The sequence below is a fragment of the Pseudomonas alloputida genome, from assembly GCF_021283545.2.
Lineage (GTDB): Bacteria > Pseudomonadota > Gammaproteobacteria > Pseudomonadales > Pseudomonadaceae > Aquipseudomonas > Aquipseudomonas alloputida.
Genome location: NZ_CP128540.1, coordinates 1,860,666 through 1,873,568, shown reverse-complemented (window position 1 = coordinate 1,873,568; position 12,903 = coordinate 1,860,666). Strand labels below are relative to the sequence as shown.

Annotated in this window: 15 protein-coding genes and 1 pseudogene; 6 read left to right on the top strand and 10 right to left on the bottom strand. The window is 54.0% G+C overall.

Translation table 11 applies throughout. The features are described 5' to 3' along the window. The first annotated feature begins 8 nt into the window (after positions 1-8). The gene (locus tag LU682_RS08725; protein WP_010955016.1) at positions 9-188 is read left to right on the top strand and encodes a hypothetical protein; all 180 of its coding nucleotides are present in this window, start codon (positions 9-11) and stop codon (positions 186-188) included. Between the two features lie 15 nt (positions 189-203). On the opposite strand, the gene LU682_RS08720 is transcribed toward LU682_RS08725, so the two are convergent. After that, entirely contained in the window at positions 204-692 is a 489-nt protein-coding gene (locus tag LU682_RS08720) for a DUF2938 domain-containing protein (RefSeq protein ID WP_049588270.1), read from the bottom strand. Positions 693-775: 83 nt separating this feature from the next. Here LU682_RS08720 and LU682_RS08715 point away from each other — a divergent pair, with 83 nt between their 5' ends. From LU682_RS08715 to LU682_RS08705, 3 genes are all read left to right on the top strand, one after another. Further along, positions 776-1,195, top strand: a complete 420-nt coding sequence (locus LU682_RS08715; protein ID WP_010955018.1) for a helix-turn-helix domain-containing protein — start codon at positions 776-778, stop codon at positions 1,193-1,195. 272 nt (positions 1,196-1,467) lie between these two features. After that, positions 1,468-2,790: a site-specific integrase gene (locus tag LU682_RS08710; RefSeq protein WP_060489393.1), complete on the top strand. Its 1,323-nt coding sequence runs from the start codon at positions 1,468-1,470 to the stop codon at positions 2,788-2,790. Between the two features lie 657 nt (positions 2,791-3,447). Continuing rightward, positions 3,448-4,245: a hypothetical protein gene (locus LU682_RS08705; RefSeq protein WP_054881966.1), complete on the top strand. Its 798-nt coding sequence runs from the start codon at positions 3,448-3,450 to the stop codon at positions 4,243-4,245. Positions 4,246-4,955: 710 nt separating this feature from the next. Here LU682_RS08705 and LU682_RS08700 read toward each other — a convergent pair. Together LU682_RS08700 and LU682_RS08695 are read right to left on the bottom strand one after the other, a co-directional pair. Next, positions 4,956-5,612, bottom strand: coding sequence for a zinc ribbon domain-containing protein (locus tag LU682_RS08700; RefSeq protein WP_060489392.1), 657 nt, complete (start codon positions 5,610-5,612; stop codon positions 4,956-4,958). 241 nt (positions 5,613-5,853) lie between these two features. Further along, positions 5,854-6,201, bottom strand: coding sequence for a hypothetical protein (locus tag LU682_RS08695; protein WP_060489390.1), 348 nt, complete (start codon positions 6,199-6,201; stop codon positions 5,854-5,856). Positions 6,202-6,479: 278 nt separating this feature from the next. Here LU682_RS08695 and LU682_RS08690 point away from each other — a divergent pair, with 278 nt between their 5' ends. After that, positions 6,480-6,710, top strand: coding sequence for a helix-turn-helix domain-containing protein (locus LU682_RS08690; RefSeq protein WP_054881425.1), 231 nt, complete (start codon positions 6,480-6,482; stop codon positions 6,708-6,710). A gap of 574 nt (positions 6,711-7,284) precedes the next feature. Here the strand turns inward: LU682_RS08690 and LU682_RS08685 are convergent. The 4 genes from LU682_RS08685 to LU682_RS08670 form a co-directional block, all read right to left on the bottom strand. Next, the gene (locus tag LU682_RS08685; RefSeq protein WP_082423974.1) at positions 7,285-7,521 is read right to left on the bottom strand and encodes a hypothetical protein; all 237 of its coding nucleotides are present in this window, start codon (positions 7,519-7,521) and stop codon (positions 7,285-7,287) included. 332 nt (positions 7,522-7,853) lie between these two features. Continuing rightward, positions 7,854-8,390: a hypothetical protein gene (locus LU682_RS08680; RefSeq protein WP_003159187.1), complete on the bottom strand. Its 537-nt coding sequence runs from the start codon at positions 8,388-8,390 to the stop codon at positions 7,854-7,856. Positions 8,391-8,401: 11 nt separating this feature from the next. After that, positions 8,402-8,797: a type II toxin-antitoxin system VapC family toxin gene (locus LU682_RS08675; RefSeq protein ID WP_003159186.1), complete on the bottom strand. Its 396-nt coding sequence runs from the start codon at positions 8,795-8,797 to the stop codon at positions 8,402-8,404. Further along, on the bottom strand, positions 8,794-9,045 hold the full coding sequence (locus LU682_RS08670) for an AbrB/MazE/SpoVT family DNA-binding domain-containing protein (protein ID WP_003108276.1): 252 nt from the start codon (positions 9,043-9,045) through the stop codon (positions 8,794-8,796). The genes LU682_RS08675 and LU682_RS08670 overlap by 4 nt, the downstream gene beginning before the upstream one ends. A gap of 181 nt (positions 9,046-9,226) precedes the next feature. On the opposite strand from LU682_RS08670, the gene LU682_RS08665 reads away from it, so the two are divergent. Beyond that, positions 9,227-9,793 (top strand): recombinase family protein, encoded by a 567-nt coding sequence (locus tag LU682_RS08665; protein ID WP_003159185.1) that lies wholly within the window; start codon positions 9,227-9,229, stop codon positions 9,791-9,793. Between the two features lie 442 nt (positions 9,794-10,235). Here LU682_RS08665 and LU682_RS08660 read toward each other — a convergent pair whose 3' ends face one another. From LU682_RS08660 to LU682_RS29950, 3 genes and pseudogenes are all read right to left on the bottom strand, one after another. Next, a complete protein-coding gene (locus tag LU682_RS08660) occupies positions 10,236-11,393 on the bottom strand; it encodes an HNH endonuclease (RefSeq protein WP_232857531.1) in 1,158 nt (385 codons plus the stop codon). Positions 11,394-11,652: 259 nt separating this feature from the next. Then, positions 11,653-12,639 (bottom strand): hypothetical protein, encoded by a 987-nt coding sequence (locus LU682_RS08655; protein WP_060489382.1) that lies wholly within the window; start codon positions 12,637-12,639, stop codon positions 11,653-11,655. Between the two features lie 45 nt (positions 12,640-12,684). After that, positions 12,685-12,780 (bottom strand): annotated as a pseudogene (locus tag LU682_RS29950) (hypothetical protein); the annotation flags it as partial. Positions 12,781-12,903 lie beyond the last annotated feature (123 nt).

Here is a 12,903-nt window from a genome sequence, read left to right as displayed (position 1 = left end):
AGTAACAAATGCACCGCGCCGCCCAGGATCACACCAGAACAGCACTGAATGAAGCAGAAGCGTTCGCCGAAGAAATGCGCAACCTTCGAGCGTCTTCGCCATGGACGGGTGTGCTCCTTTTTTACATCGGCGCAATCTCTACAGGGGTACTGCTGTTAGCAGGCATGCTGATTTTGCGCTCGCTCTGACCCAACTCCCTGCCGTCACACTAAAGCAAGTAAACCCGCACTCAAGAACAACCCCACACCAAACACAAAATGCGTGGCCAGGCTCTTCAGGCAGTTACGCGCAGGCGTCGGCGTCCTGGACGAAAAGAACCCTGCCCCCATCGCTGGCTGCATGAAGCACAGCGGCGCCACGGCTGTACCCACACCCACAACTACTGCAGGTAAAAGAGTAGGCGACCGCAACCAGCCCTCCCCTACGATCACAACCAGCAGCATCGCGAAAAGCACGCCGGTGGCGTAGTGAATCACCCATCCCCACGCCAACTCATTTTGCACCGGTTCCGCTTTGGCAATCGCCTGATGAGAAACACGCCCGCCTAGCAGGTGCCCCGCCCAACGTCCGACCATGGCGAAATTCAGCGTTGCGATACCTAACCGCCTCAGCAGCAACCCCCACAGGTCCATCACTACAGTGGCACCAATGCCAATCGGCAATGCAGCTAGAAACATCGCAGTAAACGTCATTTGAACAAGCCCTCGAAGGTTGACGGTCATTACCATGCCGCGCAGCATAGAAGTTGAAGTCAACTTCAAGTCAAGGGCCCGAAATGGACATTGCCGACGTCGCCAAACGCACTGGCGTACCTGCATCGACACTGCGTTACTACGAGAAGAAAGGCTTGCTCAAGTCCTTGGCCGGGCGCGGCCAGCGTCGACAGTTTGCAGCCGATGTGGCAGACCGGTTGGCGCTGATCGCCCTGGGGCAGGCTGCGGGGTTTTCGCTGGATGAAGTGGGGGCGATGCTGGTGGACCTGCAGGTCGACCGGCAGATGCTGATGGCCAAGGCGGACGAGCTGGATGCGCGGATCAAGCGGTTGCAGGCGATGAGCAAGGGGTTGCGGCATGCCGCGCAATGCCCTGAGAAAGATCATCTGGCATGCCCGAAATTCCAGCAGCTGATGAAGCTGTCGGCGGCGGGAGCATTGGGCGAAAAGCAGGCAAGAACGAAGGCGTTCGTTACAGATTGAGGTTTTCCGACCCCAGAAATGGAGGCGGCCCCACCAGCCACACCCCGGCACTCGATGTTCCCGCTATGGCTGCTCCCTTCCGGGCCTGACCAGGTAGCATGCAAGCATGCTCGATAATCAATGCGGGCCTTATGGGGCAAGGGTTTCAGGCTGATGAGGTAGCATGCCATCTACTCGTGCAGCTAGTCAGCACGGGCACTCAAGACTCGGGGTGTGACCAGAATTGTTCCACTCAATTGGTCCACTTTACTGGTCCACTCTGGTGTTCATTCATGGCCTACATCGTCCGCCGCCAGTCCGTTTACTACCTCAACCTTCGACTACCGAAGCATCTGTTCCCCAACCGCCATACCCTTCGGATTTCCCTGCGAGTACGAGAGCGGCAGGTTGCTCTGTTTCTCGCAACATCGTTAGTGGAGCAAGTGAGCAAGCACCTATGCGAACACCCCCTGACGCCCCCTGAGATGCTCCGTGAGCTCTGCATGCAGTTGCGTGACTCGTCCCCCATGCCAGTCATTCACACTGCTCTACAGCACGCTTCGGGCCCCACAGCGAAGCAAACAAGTAGCAGCCCTGCCCTGGCAACCCTTTCCAAGCTTTATATTGCAGAAGGCAAACGCGGTGGCACATGGCGGCAAGGCAGTATCGACGATGTAGAACGCGCCCTAGCTGACCTTTTCGAGCTGATGGGTGACATGCCAGCGGCAGCCTTTGATGCCCATCAAGCACGCTTATTGAAAGAGCGACTCAGCCGCTGCCCCCAGTACTTTGGCTTACGCCCAGAGTTCAAGGGCAAAACGCTGAGGCAGGTGGTCGAGTCGGGCAGCACCTACAAGACCATCACCGCCGTGACGGTGAACAACCGGCTACGCAAGCTCACTGCCTTCCTGAACTGGTGCAAGGCCAACGGGTATGTCGCTGAGAACCCTTTGGCTGGGATGAAGGTCATGACGGGCTCAGCAAAGGAAGCACGCCTGTCATTTGACCGCCATGATCTGACTGCACTGCTGAGCCATGAGGCGCTATGGAAGGAAGCACGCAAGCACCCGTGGCGTTACTGGTTGCCTCTAATGGGACGAGTTACTGGGGCGCGACTGGAAGAGCTGTGCCAATTGCGGGTTGATGATTTCACTGAGCAACAGGGGATTCAGTGCATCCGCATTGATGACAGCCGTGAAGGGCAGAACCTGAAAAACGCCAGCAGTCGTCGCTTGCTACCTCTGCACTCAGCCCTTTTAGACATGGGATTGCTTCAGTACGTTGAATCAGTCAAAGCTAGCGGCGCTGATCGAGTATTCCCTGAGTTGGAAGCCGTTCGAGGGAAGCTGGGCCATGCCCCATCGAAGTGGTTCGGTCGATATAAGACAAAGCTAGGTATCACCGATCCCCGCAAGACCTTTCACAGCTTCCGCCATACGCTCATTGACGACTTACGTGACGCCGGGGTGCAGGACTCCCTGATCAAGCGTATTGCTGGCCACGAGGATGCAGCCGTTACGTTCAGTGTCTATGGCAGCCGTACGCCTCTGAAGGCGATGCTGGAGGCGCTGCTTACAATACCGATGACAGCAACGGCTTGCAGACCTCGTTGGTAGTCGATACTACGACGTGAGGCCAAGCATCAAGCGATGACTGTTCTGGGCAACCTACAACGCAGGGTGTCCAGATACGTCGTTGGCCATGAGTAGCCCTGAGATTGCAGAGGTAGCTGGCAAGCTCCACACGAACGACATGCGGGACACTCCAAGATTGGTAGGGATATGAACGAAGGAGGCGACCGGCTGTAGTGCTCCACTGCGAGCCAGCGTCACCGACCGATAGCGCGACTGGAAGCGCAAGTCGCCAAACCGTTCAGGGGCGTGAATGACCCCTGCACCGCCTGGGCTTCAGCAACGAAATGATTGGCAGCCACGCAAATAGCATCACAGCCCCATAGCGAACTTACAACCAGGCTTACATAGCTTGCTTAGTTGCAGCATGATCCATGCTGCAATATACATCACGGTAGGCGCCCTAAACTTAGCCACCAACTTATCGCTTGACTTACCAAAACAAATCTGTATCATCCCCACCCTGTCAGAGCCACTGACATCCGCAACACCTCCCCTACTAGATCACTATCTCGCTTGTTCAAGCCAATAGGCCACTGAGCAGAGCGGGTTTCGTGCTGCCTGCTATTAGGCCAATCGTTTCCTATGCCGCCAGGAAGATCGGAGGTTTGCACCTGCACACAATTAAATCAAGGAAGAACCATGAGTACAATTAACACGACTCCAACAACTCCCGCCGAGCACCGAGTTATCGAACTTCGCAATGAAGGAATGGCTTACGACAAGATCAAAGATGAGACAGGCGTACCCGAGCGACGAATCAAGGCATTAACGAAGGGAATTGTGAAGCCTAAGAAGACATTGCAAAGAGCACCAAAGATACTCAAACCGTTTGATAGAACCTTCGAAAGAGTGTATCCGCTGGCTTGCCGCACCAACGGCATTAGGGACTACGAACTACGCGACATCCTACACCAGGAATACCGTAGCACGTGGGACTGCTCAAATGGCTACTACGAGAGCAATTACACTCAAGACACCATCAAACGCATTAAAGCGAAAGCACGAGAGCGGGCACTCGAGGAAGGCAGCAACGTAATCTTCATAGCAGACTGGATTGATGAATGCTCTCCCCGCGCAAGCTTTAACTTTATGGTCAGTGCCGCATCGGACCTTAATAGCCGGATTGAAGAGTATGTAGCCGAATACATGGCAGTTCATGGAAGCAGACAAGGGGATGACAGCGATGACGGAGTGGTAGCTCGCATCAAGCAACGTTACGCAACATTACGATTTCTCTGGAAGCTGGCGGTGCCTGATTACGGCAAGGAGCCCATCCAAAAGCTATTGAATAGATCAACAAAGTTAGTAGGTGAGCTTGAAGGCAACCCTGACGTGGAATTCTCGTGGCACGGTGAGATTGAGAAACCAGACTACTATCCTGAGCCGTCTGGACGTGATCACTTCCTTGACTTCGTTGAGGCCCAGGAATGGATCTAGTTTCTCCAACCCGAAGCTTCTAGAGTCGAGATCCATTCCTATTTGTCTGGAAGTCGTAAACCGCGCCTACCATACTATATGACACGGCAATTCCAGACACGACAGAATTTGACCATTAATAAATTACATCATGGCGTCTACGCCATGGCAGGACAGACCGTGCCTGAAGCACGATTAACACCTCTATGCAGCAGAGAAGGGGGGCAAGCAAGCCCCTTGCTCTTGATCTTGCTCTACTCCTTTAAAAGTTATTACTGCGTGACGGGCCGTCACCGTATATCTGCAAGGTTAAGATCAAAAGCTCCGGGGGCTTTCCGCCCTGCCCCCAGCTACAAACATGCCGTGAGGCGAGATATCAACTCTATCACCAGAAGGAGAGGAAGGGGCTGTGCTGCCCCTCTTCGCTTTAGCTCTTGATCCTAATTATGCCCAGCGGCATAGGTGTATTAGCACGTGACGGTGCGTCACAGGTTAATGAGAGAGCTGAACCAAAGGTATATTGGGCTGTTGCTCCCCTGCCCACTAAAGGAACCAAGCCTACAGGCGCAGGTTAACTCTTCAATCAGGGGTGGAGTGGAGCAGCACCACCCTGCTCTTCTTCTGGCTTTCACTCAAAGTAATCCGCCGTGACGGCTACGTCACTACATATAAAGCAGCAGTAATCCCATATAGCTTTGTGGGGCTTGTGCTCTGCCCCACTCCCTAGCAAACTACAGAGCTGAAGCACTCTCTAAGGCGCCACCTTGAAGGCCAAGATCACCTGCAAGCGAGTGAAGAGCATTAGAAGCCAGGGCTTCAGTAGTATAAGGGCCTACCCGGATATACTTAGAAGTCTCTGATGGCACTTCATAACCACTGCTTCGAACCTTATCAGTTATCTCTCTGCACTCCTTATTAGAAGCGAAGGGCAAGGTTACAAACCATTGCTCTTTACTAACAGTATTTGAATCCCCTTGAGCCAGAGGCTCTACCTCTGAACCACAATGCTTACACTTCTTGGCTTGGGCCTTGATCAGCTCCGCACAATAGGGGCAGTCTCTCTGGCCGCTGATAGTTACAACTGCCTGGCCTGTAGTCTGATCTGCTTCTACGTGTACTTCTTGCCAACCCCTGCGGAGGTAGGAGTTTACAATCATCTTGTTTATGGTTGCTGCATAAGCGATGGTTGCGATAGGTAGAGCAAAGACAATTCCATACCCTCCAGTTGCTAACGAGAAGCCTCCCACCACAAGCAGCCATAGGAAGAAGTGCCCCCAGAGGCCCTTAAATGCAAGGTAGATGGGACCAAGCAGTATTACCAGTCCAGCAGCTTCCCCGCTCACTTCTTCAACGTGTCCATTCGCAGGGTTGCGGAAGGTCCTTGCCATAACAATATCCTTTAGGTTCTGAAAGTGTTCACTGCCCGAGTGGGCATAGATGTATATCTCTGCTACGCATCCGCCCTACCCTTGCTTAAACAGAATTTGGTCTGAAGCTGGGCAGAGGGTACTGACGATAATCAGCCAGGTAACCAGCCGATGGAGTTGGTATGATCTGCCCTGGCTGCCATGCTTCAACATGAAGAACAGCCAAGACAGACCAACATAAGATGACCAGAGTTTACACGTATTACTCAGGCTTCTCTGTCGTTACGAGCTCCGGGCTTACCACACAAGTGAACAAACCACCTCGCTCAGGGCTAAGCTCTACAGAGCTAATCGCTCCTAACGCAGTAAGGTCAGCAATTGCTTTCCCGAGTTCCTTTAACGTGATCTTACAATGGTCTGCCAGTGCTGCCTGTGGGATCTGTACAATGCCATTACTGCCAACAACAGACATCAGAGTCAGCATGACCGACACATTTTGAGGATTTACTAGGCTTAGGTTGCCCAGTTCCGCAAAAGTGGTTTGGTTAACATACAGCTTGTCCTGATCACCATCAGAGGCGGCGCGGGTTGGAACGTGTTGGTCACTCATCAGTATTCTCCAGTGAGAGGTAGGTTTGGTCTGTGGCCTTACGTCTTACGGTCTTACTGGGTTTCTTACTGATTGACTTACCAGGGGACTTACAGCTCACGCCTCACGCGAGCTACAGGGCAAAGCTAACAACCAAGCCAGCTCGTGCCTACCTTGGCAGAGAGACATAGGTCTAGCCTTCACCCTTGACACCAATCCTCAGAGGCTGAGGTCGATCAGCATCTCGATGTCACGATTAGTGTGTGTCCGATTAGATCACATCTCTGGACCATTGGGGAATGCCTGCACCCCCTCCGTCTCCAGCGCTTCAGCACCAGTTCGGCACCCGAGTCAGGGAGCTGCGTGTGTCTATGGGCATGAGTCAGGAAGCATTTGCTGATCGGTGTGGCTTCGCCAGGACGTATATGTCTCGCATCGAGACAGGGGGCGCAAACCCCTCCATTAACGCGATCAAGGTGCTGGCCGATGCCCTGGGCGTCAGCATCTCTGCTCTCTTCGAAGGCATGTGAGCCCCCAAGCCACTACACGCCAACGCTTTATCTAATAGGTTGCTAATCGCCAACTAGCCCTATGCGTGCGTCTCTGACAGCTAGCCTTACCTCTACCCCCTATGAATGCTGGGATTGATACGAGCGGAGTCAAGCAAAAGGGCCTTCTGAAGCATTAACCTTATGATTGGCATGGAATTAGAGGCAGCTCAGCATTCCACTCACCCGGCGAAGAACCCTAGGGGCACTATTTATGCAGCCAGCAGCGCTACTGAGCTGCGGTAGTGATCGGAGAGCAGGGAGGCAAACGTCATGTCGGAACAAGAAGTGTGCATCACCACAGTGGTAACACGCCTCTGGGGTAATCAAATGGCCATGTGCGAGGCCCTTCATGCCCTGGCGCTGCTGCTTACGGAGACCGGGCACCCTGATCAGGCTTTACGGGTAATGCAGCTATCCAAGAGGCTTCTGGACTCCAGCTACGAGATCGAACCAGCAATCGGGGCTCTCACGGAGATCTCAGGTAGGAGGTTCCAGCCAGCCAATGATGGTGACGGGGCGAGCCCGCCAACAGGTCTATAGGCTTCGGGTTCAACTACTCAGCTCTCAGTACCGGAAATCGCTCATTAGGACTACGAGCGTCTGCATTCATCTTGGCACAGGCTTCAACCCCTTCTTGCCTAGTAGGGAACTGGTGCTTGAGCCTCACCTTCTCTTGGTTGTCATAGATATCAAAGCCCGCTGAAACCGTCTCAGCGTAGAACCTCGTACCTACACGGAATGAATTACTTTCGACAGGAACAGCCGGGACAAGAACAAATCTCGGTTGCATCTCTGATGCCTCCCCTGGCAGACACCCAAGTATTAGTCCTGAAGTGACTAACCATCAAGATCACTCATAGCACCTCTAGTCGGAAAGAGTCTCAACCGTCGTACAGGCTCACTCCCGCCATGTATTCATTGGCCTCTACCTAACCGACCACAGCTGGTTGTCGTTTTCAGAAGGCGACTGCACCAGTTCACTGGGCTGGCCGCCGTGTGTGCATAGAACTTCTGACCGGGAACGGTCAGAAGTTCTATGCACGAAGCGCCGCGAGAGATCGGAATTGCTCAGAACTCTTGTGCACGGCGCGACAAAGCCGGAACCGCCGAAAATTCCGGCGATCAACCGGCAAGCTGCTTGATGCGCTCGGCCAGGCGGCCGAAAGCCTCGTTCACGTATTCCAGCACCTTGGGTTCTGCGCCCTGCGTGCGCAGCGAGTCTTTGAAGGCTTCCAGGTCGGACAGCCATTGCCGATGCAGGCGGCCCAGCTCGTCGAGCTGAGGCCGGAAGTCTTGGAGACTGCCGCTCGCACGAAACGCCTGGTAGCCACGCTCAAGCGTGGCCGCCGTGGTCAGCAGTTGCGCGCCCATTTGCTTGTGCTGTTCGGAGAACTCGGCCATGCCGTCATAGGGCCGCGAAGCCTTGCGGCGCTCGGCTTCGGATGCCTCTTCCATGATGCGGGCGTAGCGGTAGAACCCTGGGAACTCGCGGGACAGCGCCATGAGCTGCTGATCGGATGTGCCGACCCAAATCCTGTGCAGGTCAGGCCCGTACCCCATCATGCGATTGATGATGGCATGGGCCTCGCTGACACCCTGGGCGGCAAGCTGCTGCATGTGTTGGTCGATCTTCGCGGCCAGTCGGCGGAATTCGTTCATGCTCATGTCCGTCACAAAAGGCGCGTTGATTGCCCTTGCGCCGTGAGAAGTGCCACCGCCTTCTTATCGAAGGAAACGAAGGTTTCCCCGCCAAGCCAGTTGCCTTCGTAGGCAATGACGCCATCGGCAAAGTCTCCGCCCGCGTCGAGCACCAGCAAGCCAGCCTCCACGGCAGGCCGGTTCACTTCCACATTCGCGGCGGCCAGTAGTGCCCGGATCGCGCTGGCCGCGTCGGCTTGCTGGAAGCCGTAGACACGCAGCAGCACCCAAACAAATTCGCATAGGCACGGCAGCGCGACCGCGATCAACTCGGCGTCGGTCAAGACTGCGGCGGCAACGTCCGCTTGTGCGGGATCGTCACGCACAACCGCACGCACAAGGACGTTGGTATCGACTGCGACCTTCATTGCTTACCTGCCCAGCCTTGCGCCGCCGCCTCGTTGATTTCTTCGATGGTGGCAACCTTCTGCGTCTTGCCCGCGAGCAGGCCGACAAAGCTGGCTATCGTCCCTGCGGGCCGTGCCGCCTTGAGCACGCCCCGACCGTCTGGCAACAAGTCCAGCTCGATCTTGTCGCCTGGCCTGATGCCGAGGTGTTGCAGTACGTCCTTCCGAAACGTCACTTGTCCCCGTGCGGTAACGGTCAATGTGGTCATGGTGGTTTGCCCTCGCAATCAAGGTTGATGCTTCACATAGTAATGCAAAAATGCCTTACCGTCAATGTCCGTCAAACGATCATTAGTCGGCCATGCCGGACACTGTCCAGCAAAGTTATTGCACAACGGGTTGTCGGACATTAAGATAGGCGGACGGAATGACGGACAAGAGAGGCGGCAAATGGCACTGATCGGCTATGCGCGGGTATCGACGGCGGAACAGGACACCGCCTTGCAGACGGATGCGCTACGCAAGGCAGGCTGCGAGCGCGTTTTCGAGGACACGGCTTCCGGGGCCAAGGCCGACCGCCCCGGCTTGGCTGATGCGCTGGCCTACCTGCGCGACGGCGACGTGCTGGCCGTCTGGCGGCTGGATCGGCTCGGGCGCTCTATGCCGCACCTAATCGAAACGATAGGCGCGCTGGAAGCGCGAGGCGTCGGCTTCCGTTCTCTGACGGAAGCCATCGACACCACCACGCCAGGCGGGCGGCTCATCTTCCACGTGTTCGGCGCGCTGGGCCAGTTCGAGCGCGACTTGATCCGCGAGCGCACCAAGGCCGGGTTGACTGCCGCCGCCGCTCGTGGGAGGAAGGGCGGGCGAAAGCCGGTTGTCACCGCCGACAAGTTGCAGCGAGCGCGGGAGCACATCGCCAACGGGCTTAATGTCCGAGAGGCCGCTACACGGCTCAAGGTGAGCAAGACGGCCCTGTACACCGCGCTGCAATCCACCAGTGCAGCCGACTCCTGATATTCCGTGCAGTCGTCTTCTGAAAATGACAGCCCCTCAGTCGCTGGATTTTAAGCACCACTCCCCACGGCCCCGCTGCATATTACGACCCTGGAATAGCGGGCGTCATTTGCAAAGGGCAGAGGTCAATTTTGAAAATCAAGAGAGGGGCGGCCGTGGCGAGAAGCTAGCATTCAGTGAACCGCGCCAGTACTACTGATGAACCAGACTGCGTTAAAGGCACTCAACGAGGAAGTCCGTATCTTTTACGACAGCGAGCCAGCGTGAACGCCTACCATAACGTGATGGCGGCGCTAGAACCGCTGAACTCTACCTCGGAAGCAATAGCTTCAGCAATAGAGCAGCTGCGCCCTAGCTAACGACCGCATCTGCCATATACTGAAACTAGCGACGACAGCGAATAGCCAAGGTTCTTAGCTCCGCCACCAGATGACGCATTACACTATAAAGAAGCCAGATACATCTGACGCTGAAGCTCTTCGATTGTAAGCGCTGGTACTGAGCGATGAAGCATCGCGTGACAATTAGGGCAAACCGGACGCAGATCCTGCTCTGGGTCCAAATTATACTCCCCACCTTGTTCCGATAAAGGCTTAAGGTGATGAACATGTATAAACCCTTTGCCTAGCTCCCCATAAACCTTCTCGAACTCGAAGCTACAAACAAAGCACTTCCGCCCCCAACGCTTTACACATTGCAATCGAGCTCCACGATCCCGCTCATACACCTTAACCAACTTCATTGAAGCAGCACCTTCAACGACGGTGATAGAGGCCGGATTCTCTTCCGTATCCTGCAAATCCCGAGAGCTAAAATCCCACACCACATTTAAAGGACTCTCATCAGTAGCGTCCGTCACTTGAAATGGCGTTGCGACTCCAGCAAACATAAATGGATCTCTATCACCCAGACGATAGAAGACAAAGACAATCCCTTCTTGACTAACCAGCTCGGAAACAAGCGAATGTCTCAACTTAGCGTCAGATCTAGCATACCAAACCAATCGACCGTCAATGAAGTGATTATTATAATCGTGACCAGTTCTACCCGCACCACCTATATTGCAAAACAAGAAGTGGTTGCCGGCATGATCAAAATGCCCGGTGTACCATTTACCACCATTGGGGCGTGGAATGCCGAGCAAAGCAAATACTCCCGCCCTGGTGTATTCTTGCCCAACATTAAATGACAAACTCTTGACACCAGAACCAAGACAGGATTTAGTCGAAACCTCAACATCTAAAGTTTCATCCATTACCCCTGAGAAAGCATCTGCACTCAACTCCGGCCGCACGACCGTGTAGCCAACCTTGATAAGCCGTTCTTCAGCAGATGAGATCAAGTGTTCGTCAAAGTACCTTGCCCATCGACTCTCTAGAATCACTGCCTCAACGGTCAGATCCAGCCTACGCTCCAGATAGAGCCTGGTAAATCCATCGGAGACCTTAGGCTTAGTGAGCAGTGATACGGCTGTCTTATAACCACCGATTGAGCCAAGCATCTTTAAAAACTCATTAGGCTTGTACTTAACAGCCCGCTGAGCTTCTGCTGCCTTCTCTCGCAAGAAGGCAGTAAACACGTCGTCTTCCGCAGGAGTCATTGACACAGGCCATTCCCTGCAATTATCCGCTTTACGAATTTCATCTCCACCCCCGCTCAGAGACCACACCACAGTAGAATTTAGCCGCAATTACAATAAACGATTACAAGCTTAGCGGCACTAACAATAATTCCTCAATAAGGAATCTGCTTAGCATCCTTGAGAACGGCCCTGACCACCAACGCTTTACGCCATCATCCCAACTACTTCACGACTTAGCTAGGATAACCTGGAAGAAACTGGTTATACGCTAACAAGATCAGCGCGCATCCCGTCGCCGCCTATTCCCAATGACATGTGTAACGTAAGGTGTCAGCTCATGCATGAGCAAGTCGGATAGCTTTTGAACATCCCGCTCAGTAAGAATGGCGCCCTCATCCACACCAAGGTTGCTGAATGCATACTGTACGGCCCTATCAATAGCTTGATCTCTTGCCTTAACGGCTGAGCGTTTAACCGCTTGACGCAATATAGAGTCAAACGCACGCTCAATGCTGCCATCTGGAATGCGATCGTAGTTGTATGAAGCCCGGATATCGACTCTATCTAGACCGAGGTCAAACTCTACATTTATTCTTTCGGAGCTTCTTGGATCAATGCAGTAGCTAGCGTGCACAGCCGCACCCGAGTAACTTTCAGCCAAACAGACAACCATGCGCCTGACGCCAAAGAACTCTATATACCCAAGTAACTGACCATCCGTGCCTTGGTTACTCACTGCCACAAAGTGAAGAGGAACTCCTTCCGGTCTATGCAGCATCAGATCACTTTCATACCAATACCCGAAGCATGCCTCTGCTCCGTCCTCCAGCAAGTACTGCCTGGCATTGGTACAATCTTTTGCTACTACGCCGTTAACCACAGCAAAGCAGAGTACAGACTTAACGAGCGAGCGCCCCGAGAGAGCACCACCAAACTCCATTGAGAAGCTCAGTGGACTCCTCGAATACCTTGACTGCACGCCAGCGCTGGCAATTGCCGACTCCAAATCAAAGTTAGAGTACTTGCGCTTAACGCCCTTAAGTATCTTACGCGCCTCTTCAACACTACGAGCAACGAGCTCAATCCTCATCGACCCATAACTTTCAGGAGTTTGACTAAAACTAGCTCTAGCCGGGCTCATGCTACCATCCGCATGCAGCAATAGTTGTTCACCATCGAGATTCTCAACTGCGAGAGAGGGCAATACTCCGCGCTCCCTCTTAACCCCAATCAACAGCCCCAGCGACTGAAGATCCTTGGCCAAAGCACTATCCCAAGTCTGTCCTGCACCATTGTTGCACTGCACACAAAGCACACCGGATACTTTATAACGCCCACCAATAGCGTTAATTACAATGTGCTCTTCGGAGTCATTAGCGTCCGAGAGAGGACTATCACAAAGCACACACTCTTTCACTAATCCCCCTCAATCAACAAATCACAGCAGAGCAGGCAGGACCACTAAGCAAATCCCTACCACTTCAGACACCACCTTAACCGTGTCTAGGCCGCCATAACCATCGACACG